This window comes from Oligoflexia bacterium (assembly GCA_034439615.1).
Taxonomy (GTDB): domain Bacteria; phylum Bdellovibrionota; class Bdellovibrionia; order JABDDW01; family JABDDW01; genus JAWXAT01.
This window is the reverse complement of sequence record JAWXAT010000037.1, coordinates 1-17,598: the sequence shown is the minus strand read 5'-3', so window position 1 is coordinate 17,598 and position 17,598 is coordinate 1. Positions and strand designations below refer to the sequence as shown.

17 protein-coding genes are annotated in these 17,598 nt (G+C 39.4%); 5 read left to right on the top strand and 12 right to left on the bottom strand.

Annotated elements, in window-relative coordinates:
* On the top strand, positions 1–462 hold a 462-nt coding region (locus SGI74_09720), incomplete at its 5' end, for a hypothetical protein (GenBank protein ID MDZ4677773.1).
* 31 nt (positions 463–493) lie between these two features.
* Here the strand turns inward: SGI74_09720 and SGI74_09715 are convergent.
* On the bottom strand, positions 494–1,057 hold the full coding sequence (locus SGI74_09715) for a hypothetical protein (GenBank protein ID MDZ4677772.1): 564 nt from the start codon (positions 1,055–1,057) through the stop codon (positions 494–496).
* A gap of 132 nt (positions 1,058–1,189) precedes the next feature.
* On the opposite strand from SGI74_09715, the gene SGI74_09710 reads away from it, so the two are divergent.
* A complete protein-coding gene (locus tag SGI74_09710) occupies positions 1,190–3,043 on the top strand; it encodes a hypothetical protein (GenBank protein MDZ4677771.1) in 1,854 nt (617 codons plus the stop codon).
* Between the two features lie 15 nt (positions 3,044–3,058).
* Positions 3,059–3,547, top strand: a complete 489-nt coding sequence (locus tag SGI74_09705) for a hypothetical protein (protein ID MDZ4677770.1) — start codon at positions 3,059–3,061, stop codon at positions 3,545–3,547.
* A 4-nt stretch (positions 3,548–3,551) separates the two neighbouring features.
* Here the strand turns inward: SGI74_09705 and SGI74_09700 are convergent, their stop codons facing one another.
* Positions 3,552–4,589, bottom strand: coding sequence for a hypothetical protein (locus SGI74_09700; protein MDZ4677769.1), 1,038 nt, complete (start codon positions 4,587–4,589; stop codon positions 3,552–3,554).
* Between the two features lie 16 nt (positions 4,590–4,605).
* A complete protein-coding gene (gene mutY, locus SGI74_09695; GenBank protein MDZ4677768.1) occupies positions 4,606–5,583 on the bottom strand; it encodes an A/G-specific adenine glycosylase in 978 nt (325 codons plus the stop codon).
* A gap of 119 nt (positions 5,584–5,702) precedes the next feature.
* On the opposite strand from mutY, the gene speB reads away from it, so the two are divergent.
* Positions 5,703–6,638 carry an agmatinase gene (speB, locus tag SGI74_09690; GenBank protein MDZ4677767.1) on the top strand — a complete coding sequence of 312 codons (936 nt, stop codon included), beginning with the start codon at positions 5,703–5,705 and terminating at the stop codon, positions 6,636–6,638.
* Positions 6,639–6,726: 88 nt separating this feature from the next.
* Here speB and SGI74_09685 read toward each other — a convergent pair whose 3' ends face one another.
* The 9 genes from SGI74_09685 to SGI74_09645 form a co-directional block, all read right to left on the bottom strand.
* Complete coding sequence (locus SGI74_09685) at positions 6,727–8,778, bottom strand: phospholipase D-like domain-containing protein (protein ID MDZ4677766.1); 2,052 nt, start codon at positions 8,776–8,778, stop codon at positions 6,727–6,729.
* A gap of 138 nt (positions 8,779–8,916) precedes the next feature.
* A complete protein-coding gene (locus SGI74_09680) occupies positions 8,917–9,456 on the bottom strand; it encodes a hypothetical protein (GenBank protein MDZ4677765.1) in 540 nt (179 codons plus the stop codon).
* Positions 9,457–9,509: 53 nt separating this feature from the next.
* A complete protein-coding gene (alaS, locus tag SGI74_09675; GenBank protein MDZ4677764.1) occupies positions 9,510–12,128 on the bottom strand; it encodes an alanine--tRNA ligase in 2,619 nt (872 codons plus the stop codon).
* An 11-nt stretch (positions 12,129–12,139) separates the two neighbouring features.
* A complete protein-coding gene (locus SGI74_09670) occupies positions 12,140–12,601 on the bottom strand; it encodes a regulatory protein RecX (GenBank protein ID MDZ4677763.1) in 462 nt (153 codons plus the stop codon).
* A gap of 2 nt (positions 12,602–12,603) precedes the next feature.
* Positions 12,604–13,821, bottom strand: a complete 1,218-nt coding sequence (locus SGI74_09665) for a type IV pilus twitching motility protein PilT (protein ID MDZ4677762.1) — start codon at positions 13,819–13,821, stop codon at positions 12,604–12,606.
* Positions 13,822–13,876: 55 nt separating this feature from the next.
* Positions 13,877–14,608 (bottom strand): hypothetical protein, encoded by a 732-nt coding sequence (locus SGI74_09660; GenBank protein MDZ4677761.1) that lies wholly within the window; start codon positions 14,606–14,608, stop codon positions 13,877–13,879.
* 65 nt (positions 14,609–14,673) lie between these two features.
* On the bottom strand, positions 14,674–15,822 hold the full coding sequence (gene recA, locus SGI74_09655) for a recombinase RecA (protein MDZ4677760.1): 1,149 nt from the start codon (positions 15,820–15,822) through the stop codon (positions 14,674–14,676).
* A gap of 46 nt (positions 15,823–15,868) precedes the next feature.
* Positions 15,869–16,345 carry a CinA family protein gene (locus tag SGI74_09650; protein ID MDZ4677759.1) on the bottom strand — a complete coding sequence of 159 codons (477 nt, stop codon included), beginning with the start codon at positions 16,343–16,345 and terminating at the stop codon, positions 15,869–15,871.
* Positions 16,342–16,824 (bottom strand): phosphatidylglycerophosphatase A, encoded by a 483-nt coding sequence (locus tag SGI74_09645; protein MDZ4677758.1) that lies wholly within the window; start codon positions 16,822–16,824, stop codon positions 16,342–16,344. Before SGI74_09645 ends, SGI74_09650 begins: the two co-directional genes overlap by 4 nt.
* Before the next feature lie 139 nt (positions 16,825–16,963).
* On the opposite strand from SGI74_09645, the gene SGI74_09640 reads away from it, so the two are divergent.
* A complete protein-coding gene (locus tag SGI74_09640) occupies positions 16,964–17,407 on the top strand; it encodes a GNAT family N-acetyltransferase (GenBank protein ID MDZ4677757.1) in 444 nt (147 codons plus the stop codon).
* Positions 17,408–17,598: the final 191 nt, after the last annotated feature.

Below are 17,598 nucleotides of genomic sequence, written 5' to 3'. Positions count from 1 at the left end.
GCACCGAGATCTCAGCCTCAGCAAAGACCACCACAACAGCGTGCGACACCACCAGCAGCCAACGGTGCAGCAAGACAACAGCCCGTTAAGAATAATCAGAATGCAACGGCAGTAAAAGAAATTCCAAAAGTTCGAAACGACAAAGAAGCCCACGGTCAAACAGCTGATTCAACACACAATGCTGTTTCTAGTGAACATCGTGATCGTCGTTCGGGGCGTCATGGTGGATTGTTTGGTGATAAAACAGAAAATAAACCGCAACAAGTAACAAAGCCAAGTGGTCAGCGAAATCAACACAATCAGAAAAATAATCAACGTCAACAAGCTACAGCGGTCATGCCGCCTCGTCGGCCGCTTAAAAAAGACACACATCGAGTTTACAAAGGTAATGAGAAGGCGACTGATTCAGGAGCTGGAATTACCACCAAAGTAAAAAGTTTTTTCTCAAAATTATTTAAATAATTTTTTTTGATTTTCTTAAATTCAGATAAATTTATTTTTGAAATTTAGAAGTATTTAGAATTTTCCGGCAAGCATCCCATGCTTCATTGAAATGTTTTGTGTCTGCAGAACAAGTAAACACCCACATTTCTTTAGCGCGAGCGACAACAAATTGTCGTATGCGACGATCAGAAATCGTAGATAATAGTTCCATATCAAAACCATTGAGTGCGCCATACTTCGCATCACCAGAAGTTTGAAGTTCATATCCAAATTTAGGAAATTCTTTAAGCCATTTGGATGAATATTTTTTTGCGGAATCCCATTCACCCTTATCGACGCGCCAAGTGAGTGTGGGTTGTGTTTTATTTTCGTTAACTTTTGGAGCACGTGCGACAAACTGCAATTCAAGATCAGTTTGACTTGTTTTGCTGCTTGTATCTTCAGCATCAAAAAAATCCCACTTTTTGTCTGCGACATTTAAATTCAGTTTACGTACATTATCAGAAAAATAATTAGGTGTTATGAGACCAAAGGCCTGGGGTGATGTTAAAATACAAGTCAGGCCTAAAAAAACAAGACTTAGGGCTAATCTTTTTCGTAAAAAATGAATCATATTTACGCAGCCTCCAGCGCTGACTTTTGATCTTAAAGTTTAAGCAGAAAATGATTTAGAAACAAGTGTTAAACACCGATCTATACTTAGATGAATCTGCGGTCGGTTTTAATCATATTCATAGTAATTTCAATGAGCTCCGTTGCGTTGGCGACTGATTGTGCTTCTACTAAAGGTAAAGTATTTGATGAGAATGAATGTACAAAAATTATATTCACACAATCACCAAGATGCGCACCACCTAAAATAAAATCAGGTTTAGGAGAGTATCAATTTTCAAAACCGGTAATTGGTTACACAACAGCTGATCGAACAACTAAGAATGCATGGCCTAATTCGTTATCTGAGGTTTATAAGATTGGTGAAGAAGGTGGTTCTGTACAATTAAAGGTTCAATACATTGTTCCTTCATATGCCAATGATGCGAATAAAAAATATCTGGGGCAATATATAAGTGTAACTTGTGATACTTGGATTGATAAAAAACTTTTGCCACCACCGATAATTAAAAAAGAAAAAAAGATACCTGCCTCAACGCCTACACCGACTCCAACTCCAATGCCAACTGCTCAACACACACCAAAACGGGCCAGCAAAGAAAATATAGATGCTGGTGCGAAGCCAGGTTGTTGCACACATCTTAAAGATGCTATAGGTGAGTTAAAAAATATTGCAAATTACCTTCTTAAACCCAAAACTGAATCAGATGAAAAACCGATTGTACCTGAGCCTACGCCTAAGCCCGTATCAAATTCATTAAACACGGAAGATCTAAAAAAATATTTAGGTGCATGTTATTCAAAACCCGAACCACCTTTTGATATTTTTTTAACACATCTTAATCGTAAACCGGGTAATGGATATGATAATAATATTGGCGCATTCTGGAAAAAAATTATTAATCATGATGAGCCGAATGAACTAGATTCAAAGAAAAAACCAATACCGCCAGTGCCAGAAGCTAAAAAAGTAATAAAGTTGCCAAAGGGAGAGTTTGTAAGTTTTTGGGATAAGGCAAATGATGGAAAAGGTGGAAATGTTCCTGAGCCACAGAAAAGAAAAATTACATTGGATGATATGAGGGCTATTGATGGTTTAGCGCGTACCATATGGGGAGAAACACGAGGTTGTGCCTCTGAAGATAACCCCGTTGATACATCCGGGCATGCTGAAATGGTCGCTCGCAATATTTTAGATCGCGTGATGTTAAGTAATCAAGTAGTGCCAATAAGAGATTCTAGATCTAATAAAGAAAGCAAATCACAATACTCATCTGGTGAATTTGGACATGCTGACTCATTAATTACAGATTCACCTACTAATCCAATAGAAGATGTCGTCAGTAAATCACATGCATATTCATTGTATAATCCTAAAGACCCAAATCTAGATGAAGTCGTATGTCCCTTGAAACCGCCTCGTGATGAGCCAAGTGAATTTAGTATGAAAATGCCGATACCACCCGATAATCAATCCAAAATAGAAATGAAAAGATATCAAACAGAATTAAACAACTATCGAAGAACTAAAAGAGAGCATGAAGGATTACAGAAAAATTATGAAATCCGTAAAAATCAATTTGAAGTTAAGAGAAAACAATTTGATCGTGCAATGGATTTAGCCCTCTTGATGTATACTGATCCTAAAGAATTTGATCTCAAATATAAATGGACTAAAGTTACAAAGAGGATTGAACCGAAAATACCTATGGATGGTATATATTTTTATACTCATAGTGTAAATCGTGGCGGAAATTGGTGTTCGGGAGTACCAAAATTTAACCGTATTTATGCTGAAATGGAATACCCTTCGTTTGATGAATCGGGAAGCTCAGTTATCAAAATTTCAAATATTCCTTCAGTAAATGCGGGTTGTCCTCAGGCAAAACAGTGGGAAACCAATTACCCTGGTAAAAAATCATGTGAAGCGCGAACATCAAGAGCTGCAAGAAACAGTAAGTCAAAGGCTGGAAAAAATGGCGATTAAGATGAGGATGAGATAATGAAATTTTTGATTGTAGTGCTATTGAGCATATTGGGTGCCAACACTTCAAGTGCACAAAATAGTAAAATCCAGCGCCTGCCTGCAGGGGATAATCATATTACGGTAGATATTAATAAAAGAATTGTTAATTTATCTACCCCGCATGGTGACTTTGTAAAAGGTGTTCCGTATTTTGGTGATCAAGATGAATGGTTAGATTCTGTTGTTTCAACAATTGGTGATAAGCAGTATTTGCAAATCAAAATTTGGTCAACACCACAAGGCACGAGCAGCATTCAAACTGCTTTGTGGTGGTATATTTATGAAATTGGCGACAACGGTTTTTCGAAAATAGCAAAAATTCAAGTGGTGAGTTATACGTATGAAGAAAAATTAAAAATTAAAAAAATACCTAAATTGACAATTAAGTTGTTAGACGGAAAATTACAATATTTAATAAATGGTAAAGTTACTGAATTCGATGTGATATTTGAAGCGCAAAAATAATTTTTTATAAAACCTCAGCCGAGCATTCTTGAGGTTCTTGGAGATCCATTAGATAAATTTGGCTTGTTCCTGTGCGATCGCTAGTGAAGAGAATTTTTTTACCATCAGGTGAAAAGCTGGGCATGAGATCTGTTCCACCTACGTAGGTGAGTCTTTTTAGGCATGTTCCATCGGCATTCATAAGATAGAGTTCAAAATTCTTATTATCGTCGCGATTACTGCTGAAAATTATTTTATTTCCGTCGGGGCTCCATGAGGGAAACCAGTGAATCGCAACTTTTGTGGTTAATTGTTTGATCTTTTTAGCTGCGTTATCAGCAACATGAATTTGCGCTGATTCTTCAGATCGTGTACCACTCCAGACAAGTTGTTTTGTTGCACTTAAATACTGTGTTTGGCCATTATAACCTTTAAGACTTGTAATTTGTTTTTGAGCGCGGCCTTGTGCATCGATTGAGTGAATTTCTAAATCTTCACCGCTGAGGCTGGTGTAGAATATTTTCTTTCCGTCGGGGGTGATGATGCCCTCGGCATCATAGCCAGTGTGTCGTGTGAGGCGTACAATATGACTTCCATCGGCATCTGATTGATAGATTTCATTGTTAAGAAATTTCCACTCATAGAGTTTTGCCATTTGTTCATTGGGCGTGATGCTTTTTGGTTGGTGGACTGATTTATTTTTTTCTTTTTGTTCATCTGTAGTTGATGAATAAATAATTTTTTTACCATCGTGTGAAAAACGAGGGCTTGTGTCTTCGCCGTCATTATACGTGATTCGTCGGTGACGAGGATTTTTTAAATTCATGATATAAATCTGGGTGTTTTTGTGAGCTGATTTGTTTTTACTGAGGTAAATTATTCTTGAACCATCTGTAGAAAAAGAAGCGTAGAAATTATCGCCGTCAGAGGTGAGTTGATTAATTGTACTATCAACAAAACCTGGTGGCGTCGGAACTGATTCGTATACGGGTGTATTGTTTTTGCTCGTTGTACTACACGACATCACAATCGCAATAATAGAGAAAAGCCAAAGAAGTTTCATGGGTTTAAGAATACTCTTAACGGTCTAATAAGTTCAATACTTTTTGAACAATGCTTGAGACACCTAAATTTTTCATTTCACCAGCTGAAGCCCAGACGACATTAGGATTTTTTAAATCTTTTTGTTTTTTATGCTGGATTTTCACAAAAATTTTATGATGAGTAATGGAGTGTTTAAAATCACAGAGCGGTGGCGTTTTATTATTCCATTCCTTTGCTTCACCTGGAAGCACCCATGTATTTTTTAACCACGGTGTGCCATTGCTATTTTTGACAAGCGCTAATTGGTTTCCTTTTTTAACAACATAAAGTGTCCAAAGCCAGGGCTCTTGTTTTCGTACTTTTTGCTTAACCGGGCGCTGATTCATCGTATGCGCCTTAAAACTTTGGCAATTTTTATTCACAGGACACAAAATGCACATCGGATTTTGTGGTAAACAGATCGTCGCCCCTAATTCCATCATGGCTTGATTATGTTCTGAAGGGTTTTGATTTTTAATCAGTACTGCTGCGTTATGGGCAATAGCCTCTTTGCCCGATCGTGAATTCACATCATGTGAAATATCAAAAAGTCGAGTGATCACGCGAATGACATTACCATCAATAGTTGGAACCTCTTCATTAAACGCAATGCTAGCGATGGCGGCTGCAGTATATGGCCCAATACCTGAAAGTTCTAAAAGTTCTATGTAAGTTCGTGGAAAATATTTCTGAGCTGAAATTTTTTTAGCAGCTTTGTGTAGATTTTTAGCTCGAGAGTAATAACCGAGTCCTGACCAGTGGCTTAAAACTTTTTCTTCTGTCGCATTTGCTAGTGCTTTAACAGTTGGAAATGATTTAATGAATTTTTCAAAATAGGGAATAACGACTCTCACAGTTGTCTGTTGCAGCATGATCTCAGAAATCCAAATTTTATATGGATCTTGCGATTTGCGCCAAGGAAGGTCTCTTTTATTGGCACGGTACCACTTTGAAAGGGCTTGAGAAATTTTCATCGAAATTAATATCTACTAGGCTGAATCACTAGTCAATAATGCAACGCACAATTCTTGCGCATTTTATTGACCTAAAAACAGGGTGAGGTAGCATGGCTCGTTAGAGAGGATGTGAATTTATGGATTTTAAACCCCTTGAAGGTCGCGAGTTTCCACGTTTTTCAGGAATCAAAACTTTTTTCCGGCTTCCTATTGCCGAGCCTGACGCAAAATTTGACGTAGCACTTTTTGGAATTCCATTTGATGGTGGCGCCAGTTATCGCACGGGCCAAAGATTTGCTCCCACACATATTCGCGAAGCATCTTCACTTGGGCGTGGATATCACTGGAATCGGGATCTTGTTTATTTTAAAAAATTAAAAGTAGCAGATGTTGGTGATTGTCCAACTGTACCCATTGATCTTAAGCAGACTTATGATCGCATTGAAAAATTTGTTTATGGTCTTGTAAAAGATGGCAAAAAATTTATAGCAAGTGGCGGTGATCATTCGGTGACACTTCCTATTTTGCGTGCGCTTAATAAACACTACAAAAAACCCATTGGGCTCATTCACTTTGATGCGCATTATGATACTTATCCACCTGCGTGGGATTGTGATTTTCATCACGGAACTTTTGCCCGTCATGCTGTGACTGAAAAATTGATTGATCCTAAAAAGACAGTACAAATTGGTATTCGTGGTCCTTTTGCAGTTAAAGAGGATTCAGATTTCGCAAGCAAACATGGATTTAAAGTTTGGACAATTGATGAAATTCGTAAACGCGGTGTGGATGCACTCGTTAAAGAATGGCCTGATTTTGGTGATACTCCCGTGTATCTCAGTTTTGACGTTGATGCGATGGACCCTTCTTGTGCTCCTGGTACCGGAACCCCAGTAATTGGTGGTTTGAATTCGTATGAAGCTCAACAGTTTCTTAGAAATCTTCCAAAGGTAAATCTTGTGGGTGGTGACGTAGTTGAGGTTATTCCTCAATTTGATCCTGCACAGATCACTCAGCTCTTAGCTGTAGATGTGATGTTTGAAATACTGAGTCATATGGCTGCTCAAGTTTGAGCCATGGAAATTTTTGAAGAATCGCTAAATCATTTTCAAAAACTTCTGCAATTTAATACCGCAAATCCCCCAGGCAATGAGCGAGAGGCTATCGCTTTTTGTGAGAAGTAGTCGATTTTAGTAATTCTTTAAGTTGTTTTGAGCAAAATTCAAATCCTGATAATAAAATATTGCTACCCACGAGTTTTCTCTTATTCTTTTCAATGGTTCTTTTTAGTTCTTCAGTGGCTCGTCTTTCTTCCATATCCATTTTGCCATCGCTTTTTAAATAAACATTTCGTTTACGTGTGATGACTTCGACAGAAGAGCTTGCTTGGCTTCGAAGATTTTCGAATGCAGCTAAAACCTGTGGAACAACCCGAGGGTCTTTAATGACAAGGATGTGCTCGTTATTGGTGTTCGCCGATTCTGTGAAATTGTACGAGGTACCGATAATGAGAGTTGTATTTTCACCCTCTCCACAGATCATAATTTTATGATGGATTTTAGATCGAACTTCAAAAGTTGATCCATCATCGAGGCGCACTAAATGTTGCCCGTAGTTATTGGGGGCTACTAACATGCGTGCGCGATTATTATTTGCTTCATCAGTGGTGAACTCTTTGTTCCAGCGACTGTCAGCGTTTAACACATAGTGCTTTCCATCGGCTGTATCTACTACGTCGTAGCCCGACATAATGAGAAAGCGGCTCCAATATTCTAAAGAAAATGCAGTATGACTCACACTTTCAAAAATATATTCTCGGCCTGCAACTTTTTCTTTTCTGGAGTGTTCAAAGAGTGCGTCCTCAATTGATTTAGATGAAAAAGCAAATTGGATCATTCGAATACGACCTTGGGTTTTTGCGATTACTTGTGCAATGATATCGCGATTGATATCACCGAGCCCACCCTTTGGTGAAAAACCAGCAATCATGAAGGGCAATTCTTTAACACCTCCGAGGGATTCGCCAAAAACCTTAAAAGCACCACCTAACGGATTTTCACTACCACGTAGTTTAAGATCTAAAATTTTAGTGAGCTGATAATTCACTAGCTGTGAAAATGAATCACTGCGCATTGTGATGATGTGATTTGCGTTGGGGAGCAGATACTTCTGGTCTTCAGCAATAACTTTGCCCGATATGTAATCGCCCAATGGATCAATACATGAAAAGGTGAGGTTTCCAGAGGATAGTAAAACCATGCCATTACTTTTTAGTTGCCAATCTCGAGTTGCAATTTTGTGATGATTAAGGCCTGTTGCATTAACTTTAAAGATATTCACACCGGCTGTTTTAAGTAGTTGGTAGATTTTTTTAACTTCTGTTTTATCTTTAATTACTGATGCGTCGATACCGACTCTTACTGCGGGGAGTTTATTTTTTAAAAACTCAGAATTCTTTTTGATAATTTCTTCTGCGACTTCTGGAAGATCAAAATCAAAAACATTAATGGCTAATTGTTGTTTTGCTCCACGAATAAAATCAATCCACACTTGCTTGAGATTTACGGCCTCTGTGGTGCGGCCATCTGGATATTTCAATGGGTGGTTAAAGTATACTGTTGGTTCAAAGTATCCGGCTTTTCCGTCTGCTTGGAGTAGTGGCATGGTTCTGGCTGGATTGTTATAGACTTTAAAACGACCCAAAACACCTTGGTCTGCGATCCATAGTCTAAAGCGAGCGCGCCATTTTTCTTTTACAGCTTCATAAGCTTCGCGAGTTTTTGCATTGGCATTTTTTCTAATTTTAAGATGTGGAAGTTCTTCTAAGTATTGATCAAGGTAATTCCAAAGGCTCGGATTTTGCTGGAGTAGAAAAATAAATTGGCTTTCAGACATTTCTTTTACTTTAAAATCTTCAGGCATTTTCATGGTTGAGCGCAATTCAGGGCTGATTTGAAGTTCTTTTTTGAAAATATCCATGAAAAATTCACGTACTTCTGGGAGCAAAAGAAGCTTTAAACTGTATTCAAACATTCTAGTATAATCATCGCTAATCGCGCTTGGCGTATAAATTGGGGTAGATGGTGTGTTTTGAGTTGGGGGTACTTGGCTGTTTGCGATTAAGGGCAAAGTAGAGACTACAAAAAGGATGCTCGCAAGACTTAAACGAAAGTTTAAGAGTTTGGCAGATAGGAGTTTTGGGTGTTTGGTCATGAATTTGTCTTCAGCAAAATCTTGGCCAGTTGAGAGCACGCATAAGTTATTGATATTACTTGTATTTAATCTGTATTTATCTGTAAAAATAAGAGGTGATATGAAAACGTTTCGTAAACCCAGTCAAAAAGATTCAGTCTACTTTGTGGAATCAACAGAAGCTGGCAGGCGATTACTGTCGATTTCTTTAACTGATTGCACGATCACCATTGGAGCTCTCACTACGCCCACAATTTCTCGAGCTAATAAGAGATTTCCTTTATCACATGTGAGTTTTAATTTTTCATGATAACCACCGCCCACGCCATTAATACTTCGGCGGGTATTAGAAATAAATACTCTTGGTGTTCCTGAATTTGTACTTATAGCTGCTCGATAAATTTGCTCTTGAGTAGAGTTCACAGGCTGTACATGCTCTTTGTCATCTAAGAGATAAGTTTCTTCATTTGAGGTGGCCCCATTTTTTTGCACTCGTTGTAATACAAGTCGTGCCGGAGCTTTTTCTTCTCTTACCTTCACTGAAACTGTTGTATCAGTACACTCGATGGCTTTTTTTGACTTGCACTTTGGCAATTCAAACTCGCCATCAAATTTGCAGTCTGCTGCCGAAACGGGGTGACACAGAACAATCGTGGTTAATAAACTGGTAAATAAGAAAGCTGTTTTCAATAGTTTCATACCTTCTATTTTATTTTTAAATTGGATAAGTTGGGAGTCGCGAAATAAGAAATTTATACTAATTCGTAGGCTTTTTCAGCTGCATCCTGGGCTTTAGCACTGTTTGGTCCAGCACCTTGTGCAAAATCAGGGCGCCCACCACCTTTACCATCCATAAGGGCTGCTACATTTTTTAGTATATTGCCGGCGTGAAATTTACCTACCAAATCTTTTGTGACACTGACTACGATGGGGCTTGGGCCTTCTGATGATTGACCAATGAGTACTATAACACCTGATTGAAGTTTGTCTTTGATACGATCGCAAAGTGCACTGAGTAAATCGCGATCAGCCACCTGAACACAAGCACTTATGATTTTTGCGCCTTTAATATTTTTTGAGGAACTCACAAGTTCATCGACATTTGTAGATTGACCTTGAACCAAAGCATTTTTTAAATCACGCTCAAGTTTTTTCTGAGTTTCAGAAAGTTTTTTTACCCGTTCAAGGGCTTTACCCTCTTCTGCTTTTAGATTTTCTTCAATTTGAGAAAGTTCTTCATGGCGTTTAAACAAATAGGCGACGGCACGATCACCTGTGATAGCTTCAATGCGTCTGACACCGCTTGAAACTCCACCTTCACTTAAAATTTTAAATACTCTTATATCACCCGTGTTGCTGACGTGGGTGCCCCCACAAAGTTCTTGAGAAAAATCACCCATGCTTATGACTCGAACTACATCTGCGTACTTTTCGCCAAATAATGCCATGGCGCCACCTTTAACAGCTTCGTTGTAAGGAAGTACTTTTGAGCCAACAATCTTGTGAGCTGAGATTTCTTTATTAACAAGTACTTCGACCTGATCAATCTCGTCAGGAGTCATGGGTTTTGTATGTGTAAAGTCAAAACGCAAACGCAAAGCTTCTACTCTACTACCAGCTTGAGTAACATGGGCTCCTAAAACTTTTCTAAGAGCTGCATGCATAAGATGTGTGGCGCTATGATTACTCATCGTTGCTTTACGTGAAATATCGACATGTAAACTGATTTTATCACCGGTTTTAAGTGAGCCCTTTGTAACTTCGATGAAATGAAAATAAATATCATTAATTCTTTTTGTGTCTAAAATTTTGCCTTCAGAATTTGAAGTTTTAAAGATTCCATGGTCGCCCACTTGGCCGCCACTCTCACCGTAAAAAGGTGTTTTGATGACAACTAATGAGCCTGAACCTTTTAATTCTTTTACCTGTGCAGTTTCTGAAAAAAGAGCAACAACTTCACTTGAGTCATCATTGCTTTCATAGCCAGAAAACTCAGTGGGTTTAAGTTTTCCAGCAGCCGGGACCAATAACGATTGGATCATATCTGTGCTGCCACCCTTCCAGCTGGCTTTGGCTTGGGTTCGTTGTTGATCCATACGTTTTTCAAAGTCAATGACATCGATGTCAAAGCCGGCTTCTTGGGCCATGACTGTGGTGAGATCTAAGGGGAAGCCATAAGTGTCATAAAGTTTAAATACAACATCACCACCAACTGTTTTTATTTTTTTATTTTTTAGATCACTCAGTACATCATTAAGAAGCAACGTTCCTTGATCAAGGGTTGTGATAAATCTTTCTTCTTCTGTTTGAATGGTAGAGATAATAATTTTTTCTCTCATTCGAAGTTCAGGGTAGGTATCACTCATAAGATTTATGACTTCTTTAACTGTAGGCACGATTAAACTTTGATCAGTTAATTTTCTACCATAGCGGATTCCACGTCTCATTATACGACGTAAAACATAACCTTGGCCTTCATTGCTTGGCAAAACTCCATCGGCAATCAAAAAGGCGGTTGCGCGAGAATGATCCGCTAGAACTCTCATGGCGACGCCAACTTCAGAATCAGACTTTGTGTATTTTTGGTTAAAATATTTTTCCATAACTTTAAATAAATCGGAGAAAAGATCAGTGTCATAGTTAGAGGCAACTTGTTGCATGACCGCAGTCATACGTTCAAGGCCGGCACCTGTATCGATTGATGGCTTGGGAAGTGGGGTGAGATTTCCTTGGGCGTCTTTATTGAATTGCATAAAAACAAGATTCCAAATCTCAACAAATCGATCACACGGGCATCCGACTTTGCAATCAGGTTTGCCGCATCCATATTTAGCGCCATGATCATAAAATATTTCACTACACGGACCACAGGGCCCAGTATCGCCCATTTGCCAGAAATTATCTTTTTCACCAAATCTTGAAATGCGATCAGTTGGAACTTTTTCTTGTTTGCTCCAAATCTCATGAGCTTCATCGTCGTTTGTAAAAACCGTTACATATAATTTATCTTTAGAAATTTTAAGATCATTTGTTATGAAATCCCATGCGAAGTGAATGGCTTCTTTTTTAAAGTAATCGCCAAAAGAAAAATTCCCCAACATTTCAAAAAATGTATGGTGGCGAGCTGTGTGCCCGACATTTTCTAAGTCGTTGTGTTTACCACCGGCGCGTACACATTTTTGTGATGTGGTCGCTCGTTTGTAGGGTTTTGTTTCATGCCCAAGAAGTGCATTTTTAAATTGTACCATTCCAGAATTAGTAAAAAGTAAGGTTGGGTCGTTGTCTGGTACCAAGCGCGAGCTTGCAATGTGTTCGTGTTGTTGTTTTTTGAAGTATTCAATAAATCTTTTTCGAACTTCTGTGGCGCGCATATTAGTTTCCTTTAATTGATCTCTTTAAGAAGAGTTGCCACAACCGGGCCTGAAAATCCACGTGAAATCATCGATCGAGCAAGCTTTGCCTTCTTTTTGTAATCCAGCTTTTCTATAGAGCTTGAGAGCTTTTTTTTAAGAAATTCTTTTGCTGATTCAAGCTCATTCTCATCGTCTCTTAAATCTATTTGAGGGAGCCCTTTGGTGCGCAGTTTTCCTTGAATCCATTGACGCCCTCTTCCCTCGGCTCGCCACTGCTTGACCCATCGCTGGCTTAAAACATTTTCATCTGCCATATAGCCTAGATTATTTAAATAGGAGAGGAGTGTTTGAAAGGTTTCATCTGCGAGTGAGAATTTCTGTTTTAATTTTTGTTTGAGTTCAAACGCAGAATGATCGCGCCTAGCAAGCAATCGAAATGCACTTTCTTTGATTTTTTGAAAATCATCTGGCTTGGCTTCGTCTTGTGACACTTTTAATCCTCATCATCTTCTTGGTCATCGTCTATGGTGCGATTCTCACCTTTGATAACCGGAATCGTGTGGATATCTACACTGCGAATGGAATGGTGAGCAGAGCTTTGGGTGGAATTATCAAATCCTTGCCATTTTTTTCCGTCCATACTGGTCACACCTTTGTGGCGTAATGCAAAATCTTCTGAATTTGTTGAGGCTGCTTTTGCTTCGTCAAATGAAATGAGGTTTTGTCGCAGTAAAGACATAAGGCTTTGATCAAATGTCTGCATATCAAATGGTGATCCATCTTCGATAGCCATGGGTATTTCTCGCGTTTTTTGCGGATCCGCAATCATATCTCGAATGCGTGCATTAACCACCATGATTTCACAAGCAGGCACAACGCCACTGTTATCAATTTTAGTTACAAGTCTTTGGCTAATAACTGCTCGCAAAGATGCAGCAAGTTGTAGGCGCACCTGTGCTTGTTCATGTGGTTCAAATGAACTTAAAATACGATTAATAGTTTCTGTGGCGTCGGCTGTGTGAAGTGTTGAAAAAACCAAATGTCCAGTTTCAGCTGCGACAAGAGCTGTGCGTATTGTTTCAGTGTCGCGCATTTCTCCGATAAAAATAACATCTGGATCTTGTCTTAGAGCTTGTCTGATGGCCATTGAAAAACTAGGTGTGTCTAAACCAAGTTCTCGTTGATTAATAATACTGCGACGATCACGAATGAGATACTCAATGGGATCTTCAATGGTTAATATGTGACAGGTTCGATTGCTGTTAATGTAATCAAGCATCGATGCAAGTGTTGTGGATTTTCCGCTGCCTGTGATTCCGGTTACTAAAATAAGTCCACGTTCATAAGTTGTGATTTTTGAAACTGCAGCTGGAAGATTGAGGTCTTCAAGATTTTTTATATTAAAGGGGATAGCTCTAATGACCATCCCGACGGTGCCACGTTGTTGAAAAATATTAATGCGAAAACGAGCAAGGCCTGCGACTCCATATCCCATGTCTACTTCATGAATTTCTGCAAATTTCTTACGATGAAGGGGACTCATAATGAGTGCCGCCATTTCAGCAATTTGATCACCGGTGAGTCGTTTTGAATTTTTATCTATTGGCATCAGTTTGCCATGAACTCGAACTACTGGCATTACGCCGTGTTTGAGGTGGATGTCGCTGGCACCCATATTCATAGCTTTAGTAAGGATCTCGTTGAGTTGCATAGTTATGAAAAGAATATCCTAATAACCAGTAAAAAATAAAGGTAGAGATTTGAAATTACACATCTTTTTTGCGTAAAGCAGTGGTAATGACTGTGATGTTTTTTTCTATGGCATCGAGGCGTTTGTCATGTCGTTTATGTAATTCCTGATGCTCTAAAATTACAGAGGCTATTGAAGCTACAGCTTTGAGGTCTTTTTGCATAACTTCAACGATTATTCCGGTTTTTCGAACTTCCATTTTGAGTTCTTCAAATTCTGATTTGTTGGTAAAGTGGTTGAGGTCTTCTTTTGTAGCAAAGCAGTTAAGATCGTCTTTCGTTGCAAAGCGGTTAAGATCGTCTTTCGTTGCAAAGCGGTTGAGATCGTCTTTTGTAGCACAGCTTTTGAAATCTTCTTTTGTAGCAAAGCGGTTGAGATCGTCTTTTGTAGCACAGCTTTTGAAATCTTCTTTTGTAGCAAAGCGGTTAAGATCATCTTTTGTAGCACAGCTTTTGAAATCTTCTTTTGTAGCAAAGCGGTTAAGATCATCTTTTGTAGCACAGCTTTTGAAATCTTCTTTTGTTGCAAAGCGTTTAAGATCATCTTTGGTCGCCATGTGTTTATGGGTGATTTCAAACATGGGTATGACATATTCATTTTTGAAATTTAGAATGCTCGCATCAATTGTTTTTTTGGTACTTTTCTCAATACTTTTAATAATTGTAGTACTAAGTTTTCTTGAAAACTTTTCCAACCTTTGATCAAGAAAATCTTCGGTTATATATTTTGGTTTTAACTTTCGATTCATAAATAACATCTCACAAAGCTATAAAAATGCCCGGGCTCATCACCCGGGCTGCATTAAAAAATAAATTACTTTTTTGAATGCCCTTTTTCTTTATGGTCGCGGTCTTTGGCTGCTTTGCCATCACCATCGGCTTTACGCTCAGCTTTTGCTGTGGCGGGATCTAGTGATGAAGGAGCGCCAGATGATTCTTTGGAATCTTTAGCGCCATGGGTTTTAATATTATGCTTAGCCAAAACACCTTGGCGGAGTTCTTCTGCCAAGGTGGGATTTTCTTTAAGCATATTTTTAACAGCGTCACGGCCTTGACCAAGGCGTTCACCTTTGTAGCTAAACCATGCTCCAGATTTATCCACAATACTATCGTTGGAGGCGAGATCAAGAATATCACCCTCACGACTAATACCTTCACCGTACATGATATCAAATTCTACGGTTCTAAATGGAGGTGCTAATTTATTTTTAACGACCTTCACTTGTGTTCTGTTCCCAACTGCTAAGTCGCCATTTTTAATAGCGCCAATACGACGGATATCAAGTCTCACTGAGGAGTAAAACTTCAGAGCATTACCGCCAGTGGTTGTTTCCGGATTACCGAACATAACGCCAATTTTCATACGAATTTGGTTGATGAAAATAACCGTTGTTTTACTACGGCTAATAATGCCGGTTAATTTTCTCAAAGCTTGTGACATCAAACGTGCTTGAAGACCCATGTGGCTATCACCCATTTCGCCTTCGATTTCAGCTCGTGGAGTAAGTGCTGCTACAGAGTCAATAACAAGAACGTCAATTGCACCTGATCGAACTAGTGTTTCTACAATCTCTAGTGCTTGTTCGCCAGTATCGGGTTGTGAGATGAGCAAATCATCGGTTTTAACTCCGAGTTTGCGTGCATAACTCACATCGAGAGCATGTTCAGCATCAACAAACGCTGCGATACCGCCAGCTTTTTGAGCTTCAGCGATAACATGCAATGTGAGTGTTGTTTTGCCTGAACTCTCAGGGCCATAGATTTCGATAACGCGGCCACGTGGTAATCCGCCAACGCCCAACGCGATATCAAGTGCGAGTGAGCCTGTGCTGATGGTTTCGATGTCGCCGCCAGTGAGAGTTTCCTCACCACCAAGACGCATGATGGAACCTTTACCAAATTGTTTTTCAATAGAACTAACTGCTAACTCTAATGCTTTTTCTCTTTCACCTGTTTGGGACATTGTAGATCTCCTCTAGTTTGTGAGCGCCAATCGTGTGCGCTGCACTTTAAGTTATTTTGTTAAGCAGTAAACGTAGCGCTTCATGCACAGTTTTTTGCTGAATTTGTTTTCTATTACCCTTGAAAACTCTTTTTTGAACTGTTTCAACATTGGGGCCAACGACGGCGACATATACAAGCCCTACTGGCCTGTTTTTTGTTCCGCCGGACGGACCCGCAATTCCGGTAACTGCAATTGCCCAATGGACTTTGAGATTTTTGATCACCCCTTGAGCCATGGCTTTTGCTGTTGCTTGTGAAACAGCACCATCGGTCTTTAATACCCTTAACTTCACACCTAATAAATCATGTTTTACTGAATTGTCATAGCTCACAATTGCACCTTGAAAATATTTTGAAGCTCCTGGCAAAGCCGTGACAGCTGCGGAAATCTGACCACCCGTGCAACTCTCTGCAATGCCAAAAGTTTGGCGCTGCTCAATTAATTTTTTAGCAATGGCTGCAACCAGATGGCTTGTCGTCACAGACGAGCTCCCAATAAATTGGTATAAGAGTAAATGACTTGGAGTGCCATATTAGCAAAGATGCCTGCGACCACATCATCAGCAACGACTCCAAGGCCCCCTTTTATTTTTTTCTCTACATAACCAATGGGGCCAGGTTTTGTTGCGTCTAAAATTCTGAACAGAATAAATCCAACAAGTATGGCCTGCCAGGTACGTGGAAGCCAAGTCATGGTGATTAAAAATCCTGCGATTTCATCAATAACAATATGAGGGCTGTCGAATTTTTCAAATAATGGGCCTGCAAGTTCAGCGACGATACATGCAAATGCGGTGAAGAAAAATGTCACCAGCATGTATGTATAAATCCCTTTTTCGTGGAGAAACCAAAAAAAAGGTAAAGCGAGTAAGGTTCCGAAAGTTCCAGGAGCTTTGGGCAAATAGCCTAAACCAAAACCTGTAGCGATAAATTTAATGGCGCCATTTTTTATGGAATTCAAAATCTGCCCCCTTCTTTAGATGAAGAGTAAATTAGGAGGATGAGAGGAGAGTGTCAAGAACCCCTTTGGTAAGAAAAGGGTGTGCTTGAAACGTTTTATTTATTGACCGAGCACCACCGTCTCTTTCAAAATTATTGCTATGCAGAGAATTATTCATAAAGTAATCAAACTCGATATTCCTCAGTGGCTTTTTCTTCGGAGAAAATTGTGGCCAGGTCCAAGAAAAATGCATCTGCAGGACATGGAGAAACTCTTTGGTAAACGAGGATTTGTCTGCTTTTTGGCCTGGCATGGTGATCAAGCCGTTGGCTTTGCAGAGGCCATGATCCGCCCGTTTGCAAACGGTTGCCATGATCGACCCGTACCTTTTCTGGAGGGACTTTGGGTTGAATCTAAATTCCGCCGAAAAAATGTTGGCCGCCAATTAGTTGCGGCGGTCGAGGAGTGGGCAAAGAAAAAGGGATTTTGCGAGCTCGGGTCAGACGCATACATCGCTGCTCACGTGTCACATCAGGCTCATCGCGCATACGGATTCAATGAAACGGAGCGAGTGGTATATTTTAGGAAATCATTAAGGAGGTGATTTTTACTAATCACTAGAATAGGTGGCAGTAATAATTGGAATCCGGGTTTCTATCAATCGATTGCAGTAATAATTAGAATCCGGGCCTGTTATCAAAGATTTAAGAAAATTTCACTTGGCATGTGTTTAGTTGTGATTTCACGGTTTTTTATTTTTATTCACGCACATTAAAATCAATAGCTGTGACGGAT